Source organism: Pseudomonas sp. P4_B4 (assembly GCF_056402255.1).
Genome location: NZ_JBFUHS010000053.1, coordinates 1 through 23,721, shown reverse-complemented (window position 1 = coordinate 23,721; position 23,721 = coordinate 1). Strand labels below are relative to the sequence as shown.

Below are 23,721 nucleotides of genomic sequence, written 5' to 3'. Positions count from 1 at the left end.
ATGTTGAATGTGCCGGCCTCTTCGCGAGCAAGCCCGCTCCCACAGGGGTTGTGCGGTGTTCATGCCTTATGTGGCAGGACTTAGCCCTTGCGGAAGTGCGGAATCACCTTCTCGCCAATGTTCTTCAAGGTTTCCAGCTGCGCCCACTGCGGCACGGTGCCCATCTGGCAGATGAACAGGATTTCGTCGGCGCCGGCATCGATCAGGCGCTGCACGTAGCCGATGCAATCCTCGACGGTGCCGTAGGCGTGGTTCGGGTTCATCATGGCCATGGTCGGGTCGGAGAAGTCGACGCTGACTTCTTCCGAAGCGAAGCGCGACTTGATCACGCTCTGGCCGTTGCCATCGACGTAGGTGTCGTCTTTCCACTTCTCCGGGTCCGGACGCTCACCGCCGCCGTACCAGTAGCCCAGGGATTCCATGAAGTAGCGCTGGCCACGGATACCGATACGGCGCGCTTCTGCGTTGTCGTCCAGCACGATGGCCGGGCACAGCGCGGCGATGTGGCGGTTAGGACGGAAGCCCACCTGCTTCTTCTCATCGCGGTTGTCGTAGGCCGTGTGATACACCTCGACCTTCTTGGCGATTTCTTCCGGACCACCGAAACCCAGCACCAGTGCGCCCATGCCGCGACCGCCGGCATTTTTCAGCGACTCGGTGTTGGTGCATGCCAGGTACATCGGCGGGTGCGGATCCTGGTACGGCTTTGGATGGATCGGGCGCTTGGGGATCTGCACGAAGTCGCCGTTGTGCTCGATCTCGTCCTGCACGAACATTTTCGGGATCAGGTACATCATCTCGTCGATCTGCGGCTGCAAGGTCGCCAGGTCGTAGCCGAAAGTGCCGGCTTCCTGCTGGGTGCCGCCCTTGCCCACACCAAAGTGCACACGGCCCTTGGACAGCAGGTCGAGGGTGGCGATGCGCTCGGCGACCTTCACCGGGTGGTTCATCGCCGGCGGCAGGCAGACCACGCCGTGACCGATGCCGATGCGCTCGGTCTTGCCGGCGACGAACGCCAGCATGGTTTCCGGGGCTGACATGTGCGAGTAGTTGCTCAGCGCGGTGTGCTCCACGCACCAGAAGGTGTCGAAGCCAAGCTTGTCGGCCAGCACAGCCTGTTCGACGGTGTCTTCAAAAATCTTGCGGTCGCCTTCACGGCTGGAATCCACCGTCTGTGCTTCGTAAATCAGGGAAAATTTCATGGTTGATCCTTGTGCTTATTTGGATGCGCAGTCGGCGCCAGAGACCTGTGCCTTGCGCCCATGCTCGGGTATTGGCAGGGCGCTCGAATCACGCAAACGGACTAGCCGGTTTGCAGGGAAGCGTCAGAGGAAAAAGTCGTTGCTGTCCTGGCCCATGCTCACGCCGCCGAGGTTCCAGGCGTACTTGGCCGGGCTGTTGGCGACGTGGGCGCGACCAGTGTGAATGTCGCGGAACGCACGGTTGATCGGGTGGCTGCGGAAGATCGTCGAAGCACCGCTGTTGAACATCAGCTCGCCAACGGCCTTGGCGCACTTGTCGGCCACCAGCGCCGAGTCGTAACGCATCTTCACCCGCTCGGGCATGCTCAACGGCTCCCCCTTCTGCGCGCGCTCCAGCATCAGGGCGAAGTTGCGATGCAGCACGGTCTTGCACTCGTCGACGCAGACCATGGCATTGGCCAGCGCCGATTGCGCAGCCGGGTCCTGAACCATTTTGCGACCGTCATTGACCCCGACCCGGGCCCGATTGTGCTCGACGAACTGATCCACCGCGCCTTGCAGGGCACCGATAGCGGACGACGAAACCGCACGCACGAAAATCTGCCCGAACGGCAGGCGGAACAACGGTGCAGTGTTCACCTCGTTGCCCGGACTGTTCTGCATGAAACCGTCGAATGCGCGATGGGTGCGGTACTCGGGAACGAAGGCGTTTTCCACCAGAATGTCGTGGGAACCGGTGGCTTCCAGGCCCATGACGTTCCAGTTGTCGAGAATCAGGTAGTCGCTGCGCGGCACCAGGAACGTCCGATAATCCGGCGCCCCGCCCGCCTCCGCCGGCGGCACCAGCGCACCGAGGAACGCCCAGTCGCAATGCTTGCTGCCGGAAGAAAAACCCCAGCGACCGCTCAACTTGAAGCCACCGTCGACCCGCTCGACCTTGCCCACCGGCATATAGGAAGACGAGATCAGCACGCTGGAATCGCTGCCCCAGACATCCTGCGCGGCGCGGTCGTCGAACAGCGCCAGTTGCCAGTTGTGGATCGCCACCACCCCCAGCACCCAGGCCGAGGACATGCAGCCTTCGGCAAGGGTCATCTGCACGTCGAAGAAATCCTTGGGCTCCAGTTCATAGCCCTCCCAACGGGACGGTTGCAGGATGCGAAAGAACCCGGCGTCCTGGAAATCCTTCAGGGTTTCTTCAGGCAACTGGCCTGCTTGCGCGGCATTCAGGGCGCGTTCACGCAGGATCGGCACCAACTCGCGGGCACGTTGGCTCAGACGCTGGCGAATCAGGTCTTGGTTGAGCATTTTTATTGTTCTCCTTTGTTCACCCCGTCCGCCGGGGCGCGCGTGCAACGGGGCGGGTGTAGCGCCCCTACACTGGCATTCAAACAATGCGCAACAGAGTGGACATCCCTCAAACGGACCATGTGGGATTGGGGAACAGGTATCAGGGGGTGTATCAGAAAGGGATGTGTTGGTTGGCAGGCCGCCATCGCGAGCAGGCTCGCTGCCACATTGGGTCCCCGGTTTTACTCGGGACTTGTGGCCGCTGAAGATCCCTGTGGGAGCGAGCTTGCTCGCGATGGCTTTGTGTCAGGCGATGATAATTTTGTGGGTGTACATATCCGTTGCTGCGGTAACGGCCTCTGGCGGTTCCGCTCTTACAGCGGGTCACTTGGAAAAGCCCCAAGTAACCAAGGGCTCTTGCCCCTGACGTTCGGTGCCTCGCTTAGGCTCGGCCTCACGAGGGGGCGTACACCGCAACAGCGTCCGAGGCGGCCTACCGGCCGGCCTGTTTGCCGGGTTCGTTCGTCTGTGATGTACCTGGTCGACTGGCAGGCCGCTATCGCGAGCAAGCTCGCTCCCACAGTTGATCCGGGTTTGCCTGCAAGAGATTGGTCGGCTGGCAGGCCGCCTTCGCGGGCAAGTCGGATCGCCGCACCGCCGCTCCCACAGGTGCTGAGTACATCTGCAAGAATTTGGCCGGCGGTCAGGCCGCCATCGCGAGCAAGCTCGCTCCCACAGAAGAGCAAAAGCAGGCCGGCATACACCCACGCTCTTCACCACTCATCAGGCCGAGCGTTAGCTCGCCTGCAGCTTTTGATCTTGATCCACCCGCCCCCTCGGAAGGCTGAGTGGAGGCGTTCATCCAGGGGGTAGGCGCGCAGCGCCGTTCGGCGCAGCCGAACACATCGAGAGGAGGTCGAGCGAAGCCGACCGGAGGCGATGCCCCCGGATGAATGCCGGAGCGAAGGAACCCCGAGCCTTGGCGAGGGGCCGTACGTAAGGGGCGAGACCTTTTGGTTCCTTTTGGGGCGTTTGCCAAAAGGGACTCGCCGTAAGGGCGAAACCATAAGCCGCCGTTACCAAAAAAACGGATATGTACACAACACAACAACAGCCTGGTCGGCCCAGAGGCCGCCAATGCCTAGTCCCCTCGGACGATGTGACGACTGGACGTCAGAGCAAGAATCCATCGCACTCCCCAACCAACAAAAAGGCCCAGTGCGATGAACGACGTCAATCTCAAAGCCGACATGCTCCAGGCCATGCGCCGCCTGGCCAAGTCAGTCACCATTATCAGCACCAGCAACGGCTCCGAACGCTTCGCCATGGCCGCCACCGCGGTCGACTCCCTGAGCACCGAACCACCATCGCTGCTGATCTGCGTCAACAAGACCGCCTCGCCCCACGCCGCACTGGCGACCGGCGCCGACTTCTGCGTCAACATCCTCGGCGTCGAACAACAAGACCTGGCCAACCTGTGCAGCGGCGCGATCAAGGGCGAAGCGCGCTTCGACCGTGGCAACTGGCTGACCAGCCCCGGCGGCATTCCTTACCTGGGTGACGCACAGTCGGCGATCCTCTGCCGCCAGGACGGCCACTTCAGCTACGGCACCCACACCGTGTTCATCGGGCGCATCCTGCAGATCCACACCACTGACGCCATCACCCCGCTGGTCTACCTCGACGGCAGCTACACCACCACCGCCAAACCCACTCCTTCCTTCGCTGTAGCCGGCTGAGGCCTGGACATGGACGGCCTGAACGGGTTGACGGCGCTGCGAGTGAACAGCGCCGACCAGTTGCCATGGGATGACCGCTGCGATTTGCTGATCGTCGGGTTTGGCGGTGCCGGCGCCTGTGCCGCCATCGAAGCCAGCACTCGCGGCCTGTCAGTACTCGCACTGGATCGCTTCGAAGGCGGCGGCGCCACGGCGCTCAGTGGTGGCGTGGTATATGCCGGCGGCGGTACGCCGTATCAGCGTCAGGCTGGCTATGAAGATACCAGCGAAGCCATGTTCAATTACCTGCGTCATGAAGTCGGCGAGGCCGTCAGTCGTGAAACCCTAAAGGATTTCTGCGAAGGCAGCCGCGAGCAACTGGCCTGGCTGGAGCGACAAGGCGCCGCGTTCGAAGCCAGCGTGCCGCCGCATAAAACCTCGTACCCGAGCGACCAGTACTACCTCTATTACTCCGGCAACGAAGCCGTGCCGGCCTATGCCGCCAGTGCCAAGCCGGCGCCCCGTGGTCACCGCACCAAAGGTCCGGGCATGTCCGGCGCCAGCCTGTTCGCCCCGCTCAAGGCCAGTGCCTTGCGTCACGGCGCACGCCTGCGCAGCCAGTGCGAAGTGCGGCGACTGGTGCTCGACCTCGACGACAAGGTCATCGGTGTCGAAGCCTGGCAATTGCCGTCGGGTAGCCGCGCCGCCAAACAACATGCGCGTCTGTCGCGCTGGGCCGCCGCCATTCATATGTACGCCCCGGCGCTGGCCGACCGCTTGCGCGCCCGTCAGCGTCGCATCGAACAGACCAGCGCCATTCGGCAATTGATTCGCGCCGAACAGGCGGTGTTGCTGAGCAGCGGCGGTTTTATCTTCAATCGCGATCTGGTGCGCCAACACGCGCCGCAGTATCTGGCCGGCTTGCCATTGGGCGCCACCGGTTGCAACGGCAGCGGCATCGCCCTGGGCCAGAGCGCCGGCGGCAGCGTGGCGCGGATGGACAAGGTCAGCGCCTGGCGTTTCATCAATCCGCCATTGGCCTGGGCTCGCGGGCTGATCGTCAATGCCCGCGGACAGCGTTACGCCAACGAAGAAATCTACGGCGCGACCCTCGGCCACGCCATGGTCGAAGAACAGGGTGGTCGCGCCATTCTGATTCTCAATCGGGCTCTGGTTCGAGAAGCACTCAGTCAGGTCGGCCCCGGCAAAGTCTGGAATTTCCAGCGCCTGCCGGTGCTGCTCAATCTGCTGTTCAACGCCAAGCGCAGCAACAACCTGGCCGGACTGGCCAAACGTTGCAACCTGCCGCCCGAACTGCTGCGCCAGAGTGTCGAACGCTATTCCCGCGCGGCACGGGGTGAGGTCGCCGACGAGTTCGGCAAATCCGCCGCGATGCTCGCCAACCTCGAACAAGGCCCGTGGTACGCCCTCGACCTGTCCTTTGACTGCAAGCTGTTCCCCTGCCCGGTCATCACTTTGGGCGGGCTGAAAGTCTGCGAGGACAGCGGTCGGGTGCTGGACCACGCCGGCCAGCCGATCCATGGCCTGTACAGCGCCGGCCGCAATGCGGTCGGGGTCGCCTCCAACCTGTATGTCTCCGGCCTGTCCCTGGCCGACTGCATTTATTCCGGTCGCCGGGCTGCCGCCCACGTGGCCGACCAATTCGCACTTCAAACCGCACGATCAGGAGAACAACAATGCAACGTGTAGAAGGCAAAGTCTGCATCATCACCGGCGCCGCCAGCGGCATCGGTCGCGAAGACGCCCTGCTGCTGGCCCGTGAAGGCGCCAAAGTGGTACTGACCGACCTCAATGAAGAGGCCGGTCGCCAGGTGGCTACAGAAATCGGCGCCAACGCGCTGTTCATCCGCCACGACATCGCCAGCGAAAGCGATTGGCAGAACGTGGTGAAAACCACCGTCGAACACTTCGGCCGCCTCGACGTGCTGGTCAACAACGCCGCGATCCTGGCGCTGGGCAGCATCGAAGACACCACCCTGGAGCTGTGGCAGAGGGTGCAGAAGATCAACGGCGACGGCTACTTCCTCGGCTGCAAGTACGCGATCCAGGCCATGAAGGAAACCGGCGGCGGCTCGATCATCAACATGTCGTCGGTGGCGGCGTTGGGCGCGATGCCGATGTTCTGCGCTTACTCGGCGTCCAAAGGCGCGGTGGCGGCGATGACCCGTTCCATTGCCCTGCACTGCAAGCAGCAGGGCTACCGCATTCGCTGCAACAGCGTGCACCCGGATGGCGTGAACACGCCGATGACCCAGGCCCTGGCTGGTGGTCAGCCAATCCCGCAGGAAGCGCTGGACCAGGACCCGATGAACCGCATGGCCGCGCCACGGGACATTGCCAACGTGGTGCTGTTCCTCGCCGCCGACGAGTCGCGGTTCGTCAACGGTGCAGAGATCCGCGTCGACAACGCCCAACTGATCAGCGGGCTCTGAGGCCGAGGTGAACATGGGCACGCAACAACAGAACCTGACCCCGGCCGAACACACGACGGCAAGCGTCTCATTGCAAGTGTGCGCGGTGATCGACGAGACCCTGGATGCGCGCTCGCTGGTGCTGGACGTACCGCCAACCCTGCGTGAGCGCTTTCGCTACAAACCGGGCCAGTTCCTGAGTTTTCGCGTGCCCTTGGCCGGCAAACTGTTGACCCGCTGCTATTCCATGGCCAGCTCGCCCCTCGCGGACGCGCTACCCAAGGTCACGGTGAAACGGGTCGACGGTGGCCGGGTGTCGAACTGGATGAACGAAGTGCAGGTCGGCGACTGGCTGGAAGTGCTGCCACCGGCCGGGCATTTCTGCCTGGACCCGCAGCCGTCGGCGGACACCGAAAAGCCCCTGGTCCTGTTCGGGGGCGGTTCGGGCATCACCCCGGTGTTTTCCATTCTCAAATCGGTGCTGCACAGCAGTCGGCGGCCGATCAAGTTGATCTACGCCAACCGCGATGAAGCGTCGGTGATTTTCAAGGACGAGCTGTGCCAGTTGATCAAGGCGCATCCTGATCAACTGCACGTGGTGCACGTCCTCGATTCGGTGCAGGGCTTCCTGACGGACCATCAGGTCCGTCATCTGCTGCGCGGATCGGCCGGTGGCGACTACTTCATCTGCGGGCCGGGACCGTTCATGGACACCGTGGAGCGCACGCTGCTGGCACTGGGCGAAGCGGCCGAGCGGATCCATGTCGAGCGTTTCGTCTCGCCACCGGACCCTGACGAGCTGCTGGCCGAGGAAGCCGTGGCGCGCGCTGCGGCCATGGACTCGCAGTGTGACGCGCTGATCGTCGAACTCGATGGTCAGCAACACGAAATTGCCTGCCAGCCCGGCGATACCTTGCTGCAAAGTTGCAAAGCCGCTGGCCTCGACGTGCCGTCGTCCTGTGAAGAAGGTTTCTGCGGGGCCTGCATGTGTGTGGTCAAGGAAGGCGAGGTTCAGTTGGCGCGCAACGATGTGCTGACGCCCAAGGAACTGGCCGGCGGCTGGACCCTGGCCTGCCAGAGCCGACCGACCGGGGCGAAAGTACGCCTGAAATTCCCGGATTGAGGTTACGCTCCTACGGGGGAATGCGGTCAATTGTGGGAGCGGGCTTGCTCGCGAAGGCGGTGTGTCAACTGCCGCCCCCTTCGCGAGCAAGCCCGCTCCCACAGTTGAAATGTGCACGACGGGGGATCAGTTGCTTAGTCTCATTGGACGATCACCCAGGCCCGGTCTGCGGTTAGACTCGGCCACAGCATTAGCCCACAACAATAAAAGAGGTGCAGTTATGGCTCGTTTGCAGAATAAGGTCGCGGTGGTCACCGGCGGCGCTTCGGGAATCGGTCTGGCCTGCGTGCGCCGTTTCGCCGCCGAAGGCGCGCAAGTGGTCGGGCTGGACATCGGCAGCGCACCGGCAGACTTTCCCGGCCTGTTCATGACCCTGGACGTGCGCGACGAAGCGCAGGTGCAGCAGGTCATGCAAGAAGTCATCAGCCGCTTCGGGCGCATCGACGTACTGGTCAACGCCGCCGGCGTCGCCGACCAGGGCAGCGTGACCCAGACCACCACCGCTAACTGGCAACGGGTGATGGACATCAACCTGACCGGCAGCATGCTCACCAGCAAGTACGCGCTGGAATCGATGGTGTCGCAACGCGGCGGCTCGATCATCAACGTCGGTTCGATCTTCGGCCTGCAAGGCTGCGACGGCAACGTGGCCTACAACGTGTCCAAAGGCGGCATCAACCAGCTGACCCGCTCGATGGCCATCGACTACGGCTACGCCAACGTTCGCGTCAACGGCCTGTGCCCGGGCCTGATCGAAACGCCGATGACCAGCATGGTCCGTGACAATGACGCGTTCCACGCCTTCTTCGCCTCGCAGCACATGCTCAGCCGCTCCGGGCAACCGGAAGAAGTGGCCAACGTCGCGCTGTTCCTGGCCTCGGACGAAGCGTCCTTTGTCAGCGGCCAGATGATTGCCGTGGACGGTGGTTTCTCCGCCGGTCGCCGTTTCGCCCCGCCCGCGCAGTAATTCGCAATCCGGCCGGGCGCCCTGCCCGGCCTACTCCCTTTTTCGTACTTGTCTTCTAACCGGGGAGGCCCCATGCCGCCTGTCGCCACCGCACTGACCATTGCTCAACTGTTCGCCAACGCTGCCCAGGCCTACGGCGACCGCCCGGCCATCGAGGACGCGGGCCACGTCATCAGCTACCGACAACTGGACCAACTTCGCCGCCAGGCTGCCCGCGCGCTACTGGCCCTCGACGTACAGGTCGGGGACCGCGTGGCGATCTGGGCGCCCAACGTGTGGGAATGGATCGTCGCCGCCGGTGCCCTGCAAAGTGTCGGTGCCGCCCTGGTGCCACTCAACACCCGAATGAAGGGTAGCGAGGCCGGCTACATCCTGCGCGAAAGCGGCACCTGCGTGCTGTTTGCCATCGGCGAATTCCTCGGCGCGGACTACCCCGGCATGCTGGCGTCGGAAGACCTGCCTGAGCTGCGCCACATCGTCAGCGTGCGCGGCGCCAATTCGGGAACCCTGGCTTGGGAACGGTTTATGGACCTGGCAGCCGACGTGCCGCACCTGGCCTTGCGCACCCGCGAACAAAGCGTTGGCCCGCAGGCCTTGTCCGACGTGCTGTTTACTTCGGGCACCACCGGCAAACCCAAAGGTGTGATGACCAGCCACGGCCAAAACCTACGCATCGTGCGCGACTGGAGCGATATCGTCGGTTTGCGCGAAAGCGATCGTTACCTGATCGTCAATCCGTTCTTCCACTCCTTCGGCTACAAGGCCGGTTGGCTGGCCGCATTGATGCGTGGCTGCACCCTCCTGCCGCAGCAAGTGTTCGACGTGCAGACCGTGCTCGAATGCGTGCAGCGCTTACGCATCACCGTGCTACCCGGGCCACCCACGTTGTATCAGTCACTGCTGGCCCATCCGCAACGCAACGAATTCGACCTGAGTTCCCTGCGTGTGGCGGTGACCGGGGCGGCGGCGATCCCGGTGGAGATGATCCACCGCATGCGCGACGAACTGGGCTTCGCCACCATCGTCACCGCGTATGGCCTGACGGAAGTCTGCGGTTTCGCCACGATCTGCCGCGCTGGCGACTCCGCGGAACTGGTCGCCAACACCAGCGGCCGGGCGATGCCGGGGGTAGAAGTACGCTGTGTCGGCAACAGCGGTCACAGCCAACCGGCGAACATTCCCGGTGAAGTGCAAATTCGCGGCTACAACCTGATGCAGGGTTATCTCAACAACCCCGAAGCCAGCCAGGAAATTCTCGACGCCGACGGCTGGCTGCACACCGGCGACATCGGCATGCTCGACGAACAGGGTTACCTGCGCATCACCGATCGTCTCAAGGACATGTTCATCACCGGCGGCTTCAATGTGTACCCGGCGGAGATCGAACAGTGCTTGCTGACCTATCCGGGTGTGGCCCAGGCGGCGGTGATCGGTATTCCTGACGAGCGCCTGGGTGAAGTGGCGATGGCGTTCCTGCTGCCCGCGCCGGGTATCGAGATCGAGCAGGCGCGGTTCCTCGCCTGGTGCCGTGAACAGATGGCCAATTACAAGGTTCCGCGCCGGGTGCAGGTGCTGCAGAAGATGCCGATCAATGCGGCGGGGAAAGTGACCAAGAATGTGCTGCGCGAGTGGGCATTGCAGCCAGTCGGTTAAACCACAACCCATGTGGGAGCGAGCCTGCTCGCGAAAGCGGTGTGTCAGTCAACATCAATGTTGGATGTGCCGACGTCTTCGCGAGCAGGCTCGCTCCCACAGTGTTCGAGGGTGTACACAGATTTCGTGTCCGACACTGATCAACTGTGGGAGCGGGCTTGCCCGCGAAGGGGCCATCAGCCTCAACATCAATGTTGACTGACACACCGCTTTCGCGAGCAAGCCCGCGCCCACAGGTATCGTGATTGTCTTACATAAACTGAGTCAGACCACCCGCGCCGGATGCTGCTGGCGCGGGTCGCCGAGCATGGCGCGATGGGACGGCGGCTGGCGGCCTCCGGCTTCGCTGATGCCGTAGCCAGGGGCGATTTCGGCGGTGATCAGGGTCTGCCCGGATAACGCCATCAGCTGCGGATCATTGAGCAAGGCATGGATCACCCGCCCGTTGAATTGCGGGGTTTCGGCGTGGGCCAGAAACGCCTGGTACTGCTCGCCATGCTGCTCGCCGGCAATCCTGGTGCGTTCGGTCAGTTGCGGGCCGAGCCACAGCGACAACGCCGCCACGCCCTGCCCTTCGAAATCGATCGCCATGTCCGCCGCCAGTTTGTCGACTCCAGCCTTTTGCGCGCCGTACGCCGGGCCATGCATGTAGCACCCGGCACCGAACGACGAGGTAAAGCAAATCAGCCCTTGGGCACTGCGCAGCAACAGCGGCGCGGCGTAGAAGCTTGCGATGTAGGCCGAGCGCAGGCCGACGTCGAGAATGCGCACCAGCTCCAGCGGTTTGGCCCAGAACGGCCCTGGTTCGATCAACCGGTCATGGATGAACGCGGCGTTGTTCACCAGCAAATCCAGATGTCCGCACTCTTCTTCTACGCGGGCAAACAGTGCCTGAACCTGCGCGTCATCGGCGTGATCACAGACCACCGCGATACCGCGCCCACCGGCTGCTGTGATTGCGGCGGCGGTGTCCTCCAGCGAGCCATGCAAGGCATGCCCGTACAAATTAGACCCGCCCTGCGTCGGGGCGCGGCCAGTGACATACACGGTCATGCCGGCCGCTCCAAGGGCCAAGGCGATGCCCTGGCCCACACCGCGACTGGCGCCGGTAACGACAGCGATCTGTTGATGTGGGTGATTCATTCGACACTCCCGAACAAGGTTTTCGCCGAAGCGGTTTCGCTCTGGCGCTTGATGTGATTGGCCGCCAGGTAACCGAAGGTCATGGCCGGGCCGATGGTCGAACCGGCACCCGGATAGGTGCGGCCCATCATCGAGGCGGCGCTGTTGCCGATGGCGTACAGGCCGTTGATCGGTTCGCCGTCTTCGTGCAACACGCGGGCGTGCACGTCGGTCAGCAGGCCACCCTTGGTGCCGATGTCGCCGGCGTCGATGCGCACGGCGTAGAACGGCCCCTTGAGCAACGGCGCCAGGCACGGATTGGGTTGCACGTTGGGGTCGCCGTAGTAGCGGTCGAACAGCGATTCGCCCTTGTGGAAATCCTCGTCGACGCCCTGCACGGCCATGCCGTTGAAACGCTGCACGGTGCGCACCAACCCGCCCGCGTCGACGCCGATTTTCGTCGCCAGTTCTTCCAGGCTCGACGCCTTGTGGAAGTAGTCGCGCAGGTGCTCGGGCAATTGCCAGTCGCGCTGGGCATAACCCGGCAGCAAGGCGCCGCACGGGTATTTGCGGCGGAACTCGGCGTCGAACACCATCCAGCACGGCACGCTCGCGGCGCCTTCGCGGTTGTTGGCGTACATTGCGTAAACGATATCGGTGTAGGGCGCAGCTTCGTTGACGAAACGCTCCCCCGCCGCGTTGACCATCACGCACCCCGGCAATGTGCGTTCAACGAACAGCGCACGCTGTTTTTCTTCGCCCTTGACGTAAGTGGTCGGCGCCCACCAGCTGTGTTCCATCAACGCGGTCCGCGCACCGATGGCCTGACCGGCGCGAATGCCGTCGCCGGTATTGTTCGGCGGTGTGGCACTCCAGTTCGCCCGGGACGGCTGCGGCAGGTACTGCTCGCGCATCGCCTGGTTACGCTCGAAACCACCGGCGGCAATGATCACCCCGTAGCGCGCCTTGACGTTAAGCAACTGACCGTTGCGATTGACCCGCGCCCCGCCGACCCGCTCGCCGACCAGCAGCAGCTCTTCCAGCGCACAGTTGAGCCACAGCGACTTGCCGCGATCCTGCAACGAACAGCGCAAGGCACCGATCAAGGCATTGCCCAGGGTCAGGAAACGGTCGCGGCGGGACAAGCGCCGCCCTTCACGATCACGCCAGTAGCGCCACATCACCCGCAGGGTCAGGCGCAACCAGCCGGGGCCGCGGCACAACAACACTTGCGCCTCTTTCATGGTCATCGCCATGCGCCCCATCATCAGGGTGCCGGGAGACGGCGCGCGCATGCGCAAGAACTCTTCACCGAGTTCGGCGGCATCGAACGGTTGCGGATCCATCGAGCGATAGCCCGGTTTTCCGCCCTCGACTTCCGGGTAGTAATCGGCGTAGCGCGGTTGCGCCTCGAAGCGCACGCGGGTGTGTTTTTCCAGGTACTCGACCATCTCCCGGCCGTGCTCGACATAGGCTTCGATGCGCCCGTCGTCGATCTCGCCGTGGGTCACCGCGCGGATGTAGGCAATCGCTTCGGCCGCCGAATCACTGCCGCCTATCGCATTGATCCGGTGGTTATTGGGGATCCAGATTCCGCCGCCGGACACCGCCGAGGTGCCGCCGTACTCGCCGCTCTTTTCGATCAGCAGCGCATTCAGGCCCAGGTCGTGGGCGCGCAGCGCAGCGGTCATGCCCCCGGCTCCCGAGCCAATCACCAACACATCACAGCACTCGTCCCATTTGATCCCGGCAGCGTTCATGCGATCACCCTTGTTCAGCGCCCATCAGGCAGAAACCGCCACCGCCGGATCTTCGCCCGGTGCAGTCGGTCTCGGGATTGTTCGCCGCCCGCGCCGGGTGTTCATCGTCCGATAAGACTAAGGCCAGGCCTGCGGCCGCCCCGTACAAATCGCTTAGTCCGCTTGGACGATGTTGCGCGCAAGTCGTGACTCCATAGTCGCCCACAGCACCAATCACCCCCCTGAATTGCAGGTCGGGCAGGTCTGACCTGGGCCATGAGGACGACATGATAAAAACAATAATCGCCCCACCAACACAGCACCCTCGCACACAGCTTGTTCTATTGATGCTGGCTGGCGGACTTAGCGCTCACGTTAACGCCATGAGCTTTCAGCCAAGCGAAGACTTGAGCATCGACTGGGACACCACACTGACGTACAGCCTCGCCTGGCGGACCGAGTCTCGCGATCACAAATTGACCGCCAACGCTAACGGCAACGACGGCGACAACGCGTTCGACAAAGGCAGCCTGATCAACAACCGCAGCGGCTTTCTCACCGAAGCCAACATCAAGTGGCAGGACGACTACGGCGTGTTTGTCCGGGCGACGGGCTTCTACGACAACGTCTACGATCAGGACAACGACAACACCACCGGTACCTCGAACTGCTTCGCCGGCGGCCATTGCAGCAAGCCCGACCGCTTCTCCCAGGACACCATCGACCAGCACCGCAATGAACTGCGCATGCTCGATTACTACGCCTATGGCACCTGGGACCTGAGCGGCCACGCCTTCAACGCGCGCCTGGGTAACCAGGTGGTGAGCTGGGGTGAGAGCCTGTTCTATCCGGGCATTTCCGCGGCCCAGAGCCCGGTGGACGCGACCAAGGCGACCACCCCCGGCGTCGAGGTCAAGGAAATCCTGCTGCCGGTCGGCCAGCTGTTCACCCAGTTCGCCCTGACCGAAAGCCTGGGTATCCAGGCCTACTACCAATACAAGTGGGAAAAGACCGAGCTGTTCGGCGTGGGCAGCTACTTCTCCACAACCGACTTCATCGACGAGGGCGGCTTCAACGACGCCTCCGGTTTTGTCACCCGTCTGAAGGATGACAAACCGAGCGACAGCGGCCAGTACGGTGTGGCTTTCACCTACGCCGCCGAGTCGCTGAACAACACCGAGTTCGGCCTCTTCTACTCGCGCTATCACGACAAGACGCCGTCGCTGGATTTCGCGACGAACCTTGGCCGCTACCAGGTGCGCTACTTCGACAACATCGACCTGTTCGGCGCGAGCTTCGCCACCGTGCTGGGCGACGTCAGCTGGGCCGGTGAAGTCAGCTACCGCGACGGCACGCCGGTGATGGTCGACAACGGTTTCTCCAGCCCCGTGCGTGGCAAGACCGTGCAAGCGCAAACGTCGATGATCTACGTGCTCGGCCCGACCGCCTTCGCCGACAACACCAGCCTGACCGGCGAGTTGGTCTACAACACCGTGGTCAGCAACGACAGGTCGCAGCCGGTAACCCTGGCGCCGGGCTTCGCGCTGCCGGGAACCGACAGCCTGGTCTATGACCGCGATGCCTGGGGCTACACGGTGCAGGCGAACTTTGACTACAACGACGTGTTCAGCGGATGGGACATGTCGGTTCCCGTCACCTTCAGCGCCGCCGCCCACGGCGACAGCTCGATGGTCGGCTCGATCAACGCCGGCCAGAACGATAACCGCGCCAGCATCGGCAGTTCGTGGCGCTACCTGGGCAACTTCACCGTCGAGGCCCGCTACAACGCCTACCTCGGCAATGCCAACAACAGCCCGTTGGCCGACCGCGACAACGTCGCGCTCAACTTCAAGTACCGGTTCTGATTCCCCTGTCGGAGGAGCACAGCATGTCCAGATTCACCCAAACCTTATTGAGCACGGCGCTGACCGTCGGCCTGCTCGGCAGTGGCCTGGCTTATGCCAAGGTCAGCCCCGAAGAAGCCGCCCGCCTGGGCCAGGACCTGACCCCGATGGGCGCCGAAAAGGCCGGCAATGCCGACGGCAGCATTCCGTCCTGGTCCGGCAAATGGCTCGGCCTGCCGCCAGGCCTCAAGTTTGACGGCCCCGGTACGCCATACCCGGACCCCTATGCAGCGGAAAAACCGTTGTTCGTGATCGACTCGAAGAACATGGACAAGTACGCCGCCAACCTCACCGAAGGCCAGAAAGCGTTGCTCAAACGCTACCCTGACACCTTCAAGATCCCGGTGTACCCGAGCCACCGCGACTTCCGCGTTGACCCGAAACTGGTCGAGGCGGTCAATCACAACGCAGTCAACGCCGAGCTGGCCAACGACAACAACGACACGAAAAACGCCTGGGCCGGTTCGCCGTTCCCGATTCCAAAGAACGGCAGCGAGTTGATGTTCAACCACACCCTCGCCGGCCGTGCCGCCGCCGAAGAGGCCAACTACCGGCAGGCCGTGGTGTACTCCAACAAGGAGCGAGTGCTCGAAGAGGTCAACTATAAGATCTTCTCGATCTGGTCCAACCCGGACAGAACCCTGGAGACATCCAACGGCATCCTCACCAACTTCCTGATCACCACCCTGGAACCGGTGCGCAAGAAAGGCGAAATCGTCGTCGGCCACGAGTTCATCAACCCGACCTCCTCCCCGCGCCAGGCCTGGCAGTACAGCCCCGGTCAACGCCGGGTGCGTCGCGCGCCGACCGTGGGCTATGACTCGCCGACCGGCGCGGGAGGTTTTCGCGTGTACGACGAAGACCGTTTGTTCAACGGTGCACCGGACCGCTACAACTGGACCATCGTCGGCAAAAAGGAAATCTACATTCCTTATCACAACTACAAGATCGACGACCCGAGCGTGAGCACCGATCAGATTCTGGCCACCACCGGCCATATCGATCCGCAGTACATGCGCTATGAAAAACATCGCGTCTGGGTGCTGCAAGCCACCCTCAAGGAAGGTGCCCGCCACGTGTACGCCAAGCGTGTGATGTACCTGGACGAGGACACCTGGGCCGCGACCCTGGCCGACAACTACGACAGTCGCGGTCAACTCTGGCGCACCAACATGCAGACTTCGATCTACGCCTACGAGATGCAGCGCTACCATGCTCGGCTCGGGATCTATCACGACCTGATCGCCGGCTCGTATCTGGTTGACCGGATGCTGATCGATCAGAAACCGGCCAAGCTCAACGCCACCGCCTTCACCGAAGACGAATTCACCCCTGGCAACCTGCGCAAACTCGGTACCCGCTAAACCCGCCGCGCCCCGACCGATTCCTTCGGTCGGGGCGTTGTGCTTTGTAAAATCCGCTCCTCCCACGGAAGACTCCCCATGAACAAACTCCTCACCGGCATCATTGCCATGGCCAGCGTTGGCCTGTCGATGCAAGCCAACGCCCTGAACATCCTGCTGACCAACGACGATGGCTGCCGCGCGCCCGGCATCGATGCGATGTACCGCGCCCTGACCGCTGCCGGGCACAAGGTCACCCTGGTCGGCCCGTTGAACGACAGCAGCGGCATCAGCGCTGCCAGCGTAGTCGTGCCCGGCCAGGCCCTGGCGGTGACCGAACTGGCGCCGGGCAAATTTTGCGTCGGGCCACCGGAGGGCTACACCCCGCCTGCCGGCAAGACCTCTGCCATCGGCACGCCGGTGGATGCGGTGAATGTCGGCCTCGATGTGATCCTCAAGGATTCGCCGCCAGACCTGGTGGTGTCCGGCAGCAATTTCGGCGAAAACGTCGGCCCGCTGACGCAGATGTCCGGCACCCTCAACGCCGCCGTGCGCGCCATGTTCAAGGGGATTCCGGCGGTGGCGGTGTCTACGGCCATCGACATGGACCTGATCATCCGCGACCAGCAGGCCGGCTACCGCAAGACCCTCGGCGCCATGGACGACACGGCGCGCTTTGCCGTGAAGGTCATCGAACAGGCGAGCCTGGCCGGTACAGAAGCCAGACAGGCCTGCGCCAGGAACAAACATCAGTGTGATTTGAACGTGCTCGGCCTGCCGGGTGCCAGCGGTCTGAACCTCAACTACCCGCCCCTGAAACCCGAGGAGGTCAAAGGCGTGAGCTTTGCGCCGATTGGTAATTGGGATCGCGTTAACTTCACCTCACAACGCGGCGCCGATGGCGTGGTCCACGTCAACCTGGCCCCGCCGTCGACACCGACCGAAGCCCAGCAAAAGGCCGATGCCTTTCAACTATGGCAAGGCCACGCGGTGATCACCGTGATCGACGGCAACATGACCGCGCCGGAGGCGGTGCAGGATCAGGCGAAGAAGATGCTGCGTGGAATCAAGCCTTAAGCCAACACGGAACCTGTGGAAAATACAAACATGTGGCGAGGGAGCTTGCTCCCGCTCGGGCGCGAAGCGGCCGTAAGATTTTTACGACTGCTGCGCAGCCGAACGGGAGCAAGCTCCCTCGCCACAGGTGTATGTCAATTCAAGTCACGGTTGAAACGGCACGAATTCCGTCACTTCCAGATCAAACCCGGAAACGGCGGTGTACGGCACCGGCGAACTCATCAGGCGCATTTTGCGCACGTTCTGGTCCCGCAGGATCTGCGCGCCAATGCCCAGGGTCCGTTGCGGAAACTGTGGCGCCCGGTGTTTGCCTCCACTGCGCTGACGCAGTTGTTCGAGCACGCCCTCGGCCGATTCCTTTTGCGCCAGCAGCACCAGCACACCGCTACCGGCCGCCGCGATACTGGCCAGCGAACGTTCCAGGGTCCACTGTTGCGGCCCGCCTTCGCTTTCACAACCCAGTACGTCACGCAACGTCTCGATGCTTTGCACCCGCACCAGCGCCGGTTGCGTGCTGTCGATCCGGCCCTTGACCAGCGCCAGGTGCAACGAGCCCTGGTAGGTGTCCTGATAGGTGGTCACCTGGAACTCGCCGTGACGGGTTTGCAACGGATATTCGCCGCCGCGCTCGATCGTGCCTTCATGCAGGATGCGGTAGTGAATCAGGTCGGCAATGGTGCCGATCCGCAAGCCATGGCGCTGGGCGAATTCATGCAGCTCGGCACCACGGGCCAGTTCGCCGTCCTCGTTGAGAATGCCCACCAGGGTTGCCGCCGGTTGCAGCCCCGCCAGTCGTGTCAGGTCGCAAGCGGCCTCGACATGGCCGGCCCGCTGCATCACGCCACCGGGCAAGGCCTGCACCGGGAAGATATGCCCCGGTTGCACCAGGTCCGTCGGAACGCTGGCCGGGTCGACCGCCACCTGGATCGACCGCGCCCGGTCCGCCGCCGAGATGCCGGTGGACACCCCGGTGGCGGCTTCGATCGAGCGGGTAAAACCCACGCCATGTTGCGCCCGGGAGTTGGGCACCATCAGGTCCAGGCCCAGCGCGCGGCAGCGCTGCTCGGTCAGGGCCAGGCAAATCAGCCCGCGCGCCTGCACCGCCATGAAGGTGACGGCCTCGGCCCCGGCCTGTTCGGCGGCCATCAGCAGCGAGCCTTCGCCGTTGTGTTCGTCGTCGGTGATCACCACCATCCGACCGGCGCCGATGGCCTCGATCAGTTGCGGCACCGTGTTGAAAACCAGGCCGCTCATTTGAGTGCCCCGCGCAAATCGGCGCAAGCTTCTGTCAACGCCTGTGCTGCTGCTTCAACAAACGGCGCCATGCTGATAAAGCCGTGAATCATGCCTTCGTAACGCTGCACGCGCACCGCCACACCGGCTTCGCGCAGGTACTCGGCCAATGCCTCGCCCTCGTCCCGCAGCGGATCGAACCCGGCGGTGAACAATGTGGTCGGCGGCAAGCCTGCCAGGCTCTCGGCGCGCAGTGGCGAGGCCAAAGGATCATCCGCCTGCCCGACGTCTTGCAGATATTGCTGCCAGAACCAGCGCATCATCCCGGCGGAAAGCAGATAGCTCTCGGCAAAGTCTTCGAAGGACTGAGAGTCGCAACCTGCGTCAGTGACCGGATAAAACAGGCACTGATAACTGATCTTCGGCCCCTGGCGTCGTGCCGCCAACTGACTGACCGCCAGCGCCAGATTGCCCCCGGCGCTGTCCCCGGCCACGGCCAGCCGGCTGCCATCGACGCGCAGTTCAGCCGCGTGCTCGACCAGCCAGCAGGTGGCCGCATAACAATCGAGGGGCGCCGCCGGGAACGGGTGTTCCGGGGCCAGTCGGTAGGCAACCGACACCACCACCGCCTCGGTCTGACGGGCCAATGAGCGGCAGAGATTGTCGTGGGTATCGAGATTGCCCATGACAAAGCCGCCGCCATGGAAAAACACCAGCAACGGCAGATTGGGTTCTTCCGATGGCCGGTACAGCCGTGCGTCCAGATCACCGTCCGCGCCGGCCACCCGCAGGTCGCGCACCTCGCTCATCGGTTCGCCGGGAATGGCCGGCAGCAGGTTGTCGGAGAACTGCCGGTATTGAGCCGCATCGACCTGGCTGAAATCGGGTTCCGGGATGTCGCGAAACTGCTGGAGTACTCCAGCGATTTGCTTATCGAGCGGCATGGGCATCGTCCTCTACGTCAGTCATTTGAAACTGCGGATTGGTCTCGCCCAGGATGCTTTGTACCCGGCGCTCAAGGGCCGGTTTGAAACCCTTGTGGGGCAGGATCCAGAAGCGTTTTTGCGCGACGGCGGCGAACACTTGCGCGGCCAGTTCCGCCGGGGTCATGCCCTGGCGAATGGTGCTGTCGAGCAGTTGACTGAAGTCGGATCCGGCGGTGTCCACCACCTGGTTCGACGCCATGATTTCACTGGCCACCGGCCCCGGGCACAGCACCGAAACCGACACCGGCGCACCGATCATGGCGAGTTCGTAATGCAGGGTTTCCGAGAGCGCGACCACCGCCTGCTTGGTCACGTTGTACGGCGCCATCAGCGGGCTGCTGACCAGCCCGGCAAGGGACGCCGTGTTGATCACGTGGGCGGCCCGGCCCTGGCTGAGCAACAGCGGCACAAAGGTGCGAATGCCGTTGATCACGCCATTGAGGTTGACGTCGAGCATGCGCTGCCATTGCGCCTCGGTGATTTCCCAGCTGAAGCCGGTTTGCATCACGCCGGCGTTGTTGAACAGCAGGTCGACCCCACCAAAGTGCTCGACAGCCCGGTCACGCAAGCGCTCGACCTGCTTCACATCACCGACATCGGTGACGCAGGCAATCGCTTGCGCACCGCTGGCCTTCAATTCGTCGCACAGGGCTTGCAGGCCCGCTGCATCCCGATCCGCCAGCACCAGGCGCATGCCCAGCGTCGCCGCGTGTTCGGCCAGGCCACGACCAATACCACTGGCGGCCCCGGTAATCACCGCTACCGGCCCTTGTTCATTACTCATCGCCAACTCCTGCCATGGGTCCAATGGCGCCAGTAGAGCGGGCCTACTTGAAGCAGCCATCGTCCATTCAGACGATGCCCGCTTTTACAGGGGCGGCAGAATCCGTTACATGCGCCAAACCCGTGATCCCTTGGGAGAATAATAAGATGAGTACCCTGCACCGCATCGAAGCCAAACTGCTGGAAGACCGCTACGCCCGCGGCTGGCATTGCCTGGGCCTGGCCGCGCAATACCGCGACGGCAAGGCCCACCGCCTGGAGGTGTTCGGCACCCGCTTGGTGGCGTTCCAGGGTGAAGACGGCGAACTGCATATTCTTGATGGCTACTGCCCGCACATGGGCGCCGACCTGAGCACCGGTTGCGTTGAAGGCAACTCGATCCGCTGCCCGTTCCACGCCTGGCGTTGGGGCGCCGATGGCGTGTGCGATGACATTCCTTATGCCAAGCGCATTCCGCCACGGGCCAAGATCAAGAGCTGGCCGATCATGGAAGAGAACCAGCTGCTGTTCGTCTGGAATGACCCTGAAGGCAACCCGCCGCTGCCGGAACAACGCATTCCGCGCATCGACGCCTGCTACAGCGACGAATGGGCTGCATGGGAAGTCGCCGAATTGCAGATTGGTACCAACTGCCGCGAACTGATCGACAACATCGCCGATATGGCGCACTTCGGTACTGTGCACGGCGCGCCGGTCGAAGAGTTCATCAATATTTTCCAGGGCCACCTGGCCACCCAGATCATGCGCGCCCGCAGTGAGCGTCTGTCCGGTGACAGCGTGTTGACCACCGAAGCCACCTATTTCGGCCCGGCCTATCAGATCACCGAAATGAACGGCGCCATGAACGGCCAGCCGATCCACTCGATCCTGCTCAACTGCCACGTGCCGATCGACCTGGACAGCTTCACCCTGCGCTACGGCGTGCTGGTGAAGAAGATCCCGGGGCTCAGCGAAGAGCAGAACCAGGCGATGGCCAAGGCCTACGTGGCGCAGGCGCAGGCAGCCTTCTACGAAGACGTGGCCATCTGGCACAGCAAGACCCGCGTCGACAACCCGCTGCTGTGTGACGGCGACGGTCCGGTCTATCAGTTGCGTCGTTGGTACGAGCAGTTCTACACCGATGTGGAAGCGCTGTCGGCCGACGTTGCCGAACACAAGAAGTTTGTCGTGCGCGCCAGCGAACGGGTCTGACGTCAGCGACTTTTCGCCCGCCCCGGGCCTGACCGGCAGCCGCCTGTCAGGCCCTGAGCCCAAGCGTTGCAAGGAGTCGATACCGGCGCTTATTCTCGGCCACCGCCAATGCTAATAATAAAAACGGTTTTTCCCCATGCAGCAGAGCCTCAGCCTCGATACGTTCAGTGATTTGATCGGCAACCTCTATCAGGGTCCGCTGGAAACCATTCCCTGGGCGACTTTTCTCAATCAGCTCAATGTGCATCTGAACAGCAAGTACGTGACCTTCATCCTGCGTCCGCCCAGCGCCCACGTGGATGGCCTGATGGTCAACACCACCGGCACTTCGACCGAGGCGACCGCGTCGTACAACAAACACTTCTTCAGCTTGGATCCGTTTGTCGACCTGCCCAACCGCCAGGTCGTGACCCTCGCCGAGTTCGTTTCCAACGACGACTGGCAGAATTCCGAGTTCTACAAGAACTTCCTTGAACCGGTGGACGTGTTCCACATCCTCGGTGCCGACATCAACACCGTCGACGGCGCCCAGTGCCGCATTCGCATCAGCCGCGGGCGTGACGACAAGCCTTTCGGCAATGAAGAAAAGGCCATGCTCACGCATTTCATTCCGCACCTGGAACGTTCGATCAAGATCCACATGCAACTCAACCGCATCGAAGCCGAGCGCAATCTGTACGCCGGCGCGGTGAACCAAATGGCGGTCGGCACGATCATCCTCGACGAATCCGGCAAGGTGTTGCAGACCAACCAGGTCGCCGACCGGCTGATCCAGGAAAAGGACGGCATCAAACTGGTCAACGATGGCCTGCAGGTCGGTACGGCCCGGGACACCCAGGAGTTCCGCCGACTGGTCAAGCAGTCGCTGCTGTCGCAAAAGAGCAGCAACCCGTCGGTGGTCGAAGCCCTGCGCGTGCAGCGTCCGTCCGGCAAAGCGGACCTGGGGATCATCGTGCGCTCGGTACCATTGACCGACTGGAGCGAAGGCAAGCAGTGCCCGACCGTGGTGATTTTCATCAGCGACCCGGAGCAGCAATCCACCGCACCGCAGGAAATAGTTCGCGCGCTGTTCGACTTCACCCCCGCGGAAACCCAGCTGGCGATGTTGCTGGCCAACGGCTTGACCCTCGACGAAGCGTCGGAAGAGCTGGGCATCAGCCGCAACACCTCGCGGGCACACCTGCGTTCGACCTTCTCCAAGACCGGCGTGACCCGCCAGACCATGCTGGTGCGCCTGATCCTGCGCAGCGTGGCGACCCTCGGTTAATCCTCATTGCCGCCCTCGTCCGCTCGGACGATGGCGGCTCCCGTTGTACAGCGCACAGTGTCTTTATCCCAAACAGGGGACTGCCCCATGCGCAACTGCCCAACCATCCTCAAGACTGAATTGCTGGCGCAAAGCGGCCACTTTCAGATCGAAGCCCTGCACCTGCAATTCAGCAACGGCCAGCAGCGGGTCTACGAACGCCTGCGCGGCACCGGTTATCGCTCGGTGATGCTGGTGGCGATGCCCGATCCAGAGCATGTGCTGCTGGTGCGCGAGTACGCGGTCGGAGTGGAGAAAACCATTCTTGGCTTGCCCAAGGGCGGCGCCGAGCCCGATGAAGACTATTTGCAGGCGGCGCAGCGTGAGCTGAGTGAAGAAGTCGGAATGCGCGCAGCACGTCTCACTGAACTGGGCGAGCTGACCTTGGCACCGGGACACCTGTGCCACCGTTACCGGGTGGTACTGGCCGAACAACTGAGCCCCTGCCAACTTGAAGGCGACGAACCCGAACCCCTGGAATGCCTGCGTGTACCCCTGGCGCAGATCCCCGAACTGGTGGCCCGCGGCGACCTCCATGAAGCCCGGGCCATTGCGGCGCTGTTCATGGCCATGGGCGCCCTCGCCCGCCGCACCTGACACAACACTAAAAACTGTGGGAGCGGGCTTGCTCGCGAAGAGGCCAGCACATCCA

General features: G+C 63.0%; 19 protein-coding genes. 12 read left to right on the top strand and 7 right to left on the bottom strand.

Going from position 1 to position 23,721, the window contains the following annotated elements; translation table 11 throughout:
- Positions 1-80 precede the first annotated feature (80 nt).
- Complete coding sequence (locus AC1DVE_RS29800) at positions 81-1,202, bottom strand: LLM class flavin-dependent oxidoreductase (RefSeq protein ID WP_056722369.1); 1,122 nt, start codon at positions 1,200-1,202, stop codon at positions 81-83.
- 123 nt (positions 1,203-1,325) lie between these two features.
- Positions 1,326-2,510 carry an acyl-CoA dehydrogenase family protein gene (locus AC1DVE_RS29795; RefSeq protein ID WP_223461782.1) on the bottom strand — a complete coding sequence of 395 codons (1,185 nt, stop codon included), beginning with the start codon at positions 2,508-2,510 and terminating at the stop codon, positions 1,326-1,328.
- A 1,205-nt stretch (positions 2,511-3,715) separates the two neighbouring features.
- Here AC1DVE_RS29795 and AC1DVE_RS29790 point away from each other — a divergent pair.
- The 6 genes from AC1DVE_RS29790 to AC1DVE_RS29765 all read left to right on the top strand — a co-directional run bounded on the left by AC1DVE_RS29790 (position 3,716) and on the right by AC1DVE_RS29765 (position 10,385).
- On the top strand, positions 3,716-4,231 hold the full coding sequence (locus AC1DVE_RS29790) for a flavin reductase family protein (RefSeq protein WP_223449199.1): 516 nt from the start codon (positions 3,716-3,718) through the stop codon (positions 4,229-4,231).
- Between the two features lie 9 nt (positions 4,232-4,240).
- On the top strand, positions 4,241-5,920 hold the full coding sequence (locus AC1DVE_RS29785) for an FAD-binding protein (RefSeq protein WP_223461780.1): 1,680 nt from the start codon (positions 4,241-4,243) through the stop codon (positions 5,918-5,920).
- Positions 5,908-6,663 carry a glucose 1-dehydrogenase gene (locus AC1DVE_RS29780; protein ID WP_223461778.1) on the top strand — a complete coding sequence of 252 codons (756 nt, stop codon included), beginning with the start codon at positions 5,908-5,910 and terminating at the stop codon, positions 6,661-6,663. The genes AC1DVE_RS29785 and AC1DVE_RS29780 overlap by 13 nt, the downstream gene beginning before the upstream one ends.
- Positions 6,664-6,676: 13 nt before the next feature.
- Positions 6,677-7,765: a ferredoxin--NADP reductase gene (locus tag AC1DVE_RS29775; protein ID WP_223461776.1), complete on the top strand. Its 1,089-nt coding sequence runs from the start codon at positions 6,677-6,679 to the stop codon at positions 7,763-7,765.
- A 220-nt stretch (positions 7,766-7,985) separates the two neighbouring features.
- On the top strand, positions 7,986-8,732 hold the full coding sequence (locus AC1DVE_RS29770) for an SDR family NAD(P)-dependent oxidoreductase (RefSeq protein WP_046042745.1): 747 nt from the start codon (positions 7,986-7,988) through the stop codon (positions 8,730-8,732).
- A 72-nt stretch (positions 8,733-8,804) separates the two neighbouring features.
- Positions 8,805-10,385 (top strand): FadD3 family acyl-CoA ligase, encoded by a 1,581-nt coding sequence (locus tag AC1DVE_RS29765; protein WP_223457134.1) that lies wholly within the window; start codon positions 8,805-8,807, stop codon positions 10,383-10,385.
- Between the two features lie 264 nt (positions 10,386-10,649).
- On the opposite strand, the gene AC1DVE_RS29760 is transcribed toward AC1DVE_RS29765, so the two are convergent.
- Entirely contained in the window at positions 10,650-11,528 is an 879-nt protein-coding gene (locus AC1DVE_RS29760; protein WP_223457136.1) for an SDR family NAD(P)-dependent oxidoreductase, read from the bottom strand.
- The gene (locus AC1DVE_RS29755; RefSeq protein WP_223457139.1) at positions 11,525-13,267 is read right to left on the bottom strand and encodes an FAD-binding protein; all 1,743 of its coding nucleotides are present in this window, start codon (positions 13,265-13,267) and stop codon (positions 11,525-11,527) included. Before AC1DVE_RS29755 ends, AC1DVE_RS29760 begins: the two co-directional genes overlap by 4 nt.
- A 266-nt stretch (positions 13,268-13,533) precedes the next feature.
- On the opposite strand from AC1DVE_RS29755, the gene AC1DVE_RS29750 reads away from it, so the two are divergent.
- The 3 genes from AC1DVE_RS29750 (at position 13,534) to surE (ending at position 17,570) form a co-directional block, all read left to right on the top strand.
- Entirely contained in the window at positions 13,534-15,111 is a 1,578-nt protein-coding gene (locus tag AC1DVE_RS29750; protein WP_317848735.1) for a DUF1302 domain-containing protein, read from the top strand.
- A 23-nt stretch (positions 15,112-15,134) separates the two neighbouring features.
- Positions 15,135-16,514 (top strand): DUF1329 domain-containing protein, encoded by a 1,380-nt coding sequence (locus tag AC1DVE_RS29745; protein WP_223457143.1) that lies wholly within the window; start codon positions 15,135-15,137, stop codon positions 16,512-16,514.
- 78 nt (positions 16,515-16,592) lie between these two features.
- Complete coding sequence (surE, locus tag AC1DVE_RS29740) at positions 16,593-17,570, top strand: 5'/3'-nucleotidase SurE (protein ID WP_223457144.1); 978 nt, start codon at positions 16,593-16,595, stop codon at positions 17,568-17,570.
- Between the two features lie 144 nt (positions 17,571-17,714).
- On the opposite strand, the gene AC1DVE_RS29735 is transcribed toward surE, so the two are convergent.
- The 3 genes from AC1DVE_RS29735 to AC1DVE_RS29725 are packed head-to-tail and all read right to left on the bottom strand — an operon-like array spanning position 17,715 to position 20,573.
- Positions 17,715-18,824, bottom strand: a complete 1,110-nt coding sequence (locus AC1DVE_RS29735) for a 3,4-dihydroxy-2-butanone-4-phosphate synthase (RefSeq protein ID WP_223457146.1) — start codon at positions 18,822-18,824, stop codon at positions 17,715-17,717.
- Entirely contained in the window at positions 18,821-19,747 is a 927-nt protein-coding gene (locus tag AC1DVE_RS29730; RefSeq protein WP_223457148.1) for an alpha/beta hydrolase, read from the bottom strand. The genes AC1DVE_RS29735 and AC1DVE_RS29730 overlap by 4 nt, the downstream gene beginning before the upstream one ends.
- A complete protein-coding gene (locus AC1DVE_RS29725; protein WP_223457150.1) occupies positions 19,734-20,573 on the bottom strand; it encodes an SDR family NAD(P)-dependent oxidoreductase in 840 nt (279 codons plus the stop codon). Before AC1DVE_RS29725 ends, AC1DVE_RS29730 begins: the two co-directional genes overlap by 14 nt.
- Before the next feature lie 146 nt (positions 20,574-20,719).
- Here AC1DVE_RS29725 and AC1DVE_RS29720 point away from each other — a divergent pair, with 146 nt between their 5' ends.
- From AC1DVE_RS29720 to nudE, 3 genes are all read left to right on the top strand, one after another.
- Positions 20,720-21,763, top strand: a complete 1,044-nt coding sequence (locus AC1DVE_RS29720) for a 3-ketosteroid-9-alpha-monooxygenase, oxygenase component (RefSeq protein ID WP_223457152.1) — start codon at positions 20,720-20,722, stop codon at positions 21,761-21,763.
- 136 nt (positions 21,764-21,899) lie between these two features.
- The gene (locus tag AC1DVE_RS29715) at positions 21,900-23,030 is read left to right on the top strand and encodes a helix-turn-helix transcriptional regulator (RefSeq protein WP_095967425.1); all 1,131 of its coding nucleotides are present in this window, start codon (positions 21,900-21,902) and stop codon (positions 23,028-23,030) included.
- 87 nt (positions 23,031-23,117) lie between these two features.
- Positions 23,118-23,666, top strand: coding sequence for an ADP compounds hydrolase NudE (gene nudE / locus AC1DVE_RS29710; protein ID WP_223457154.1), 549 nt, complete (start codon positions 23,118-23,120; stop codon positions 23,664-23,666).
- Positions 23,667-23,721 lie beyond the last annotated feature (55 nt).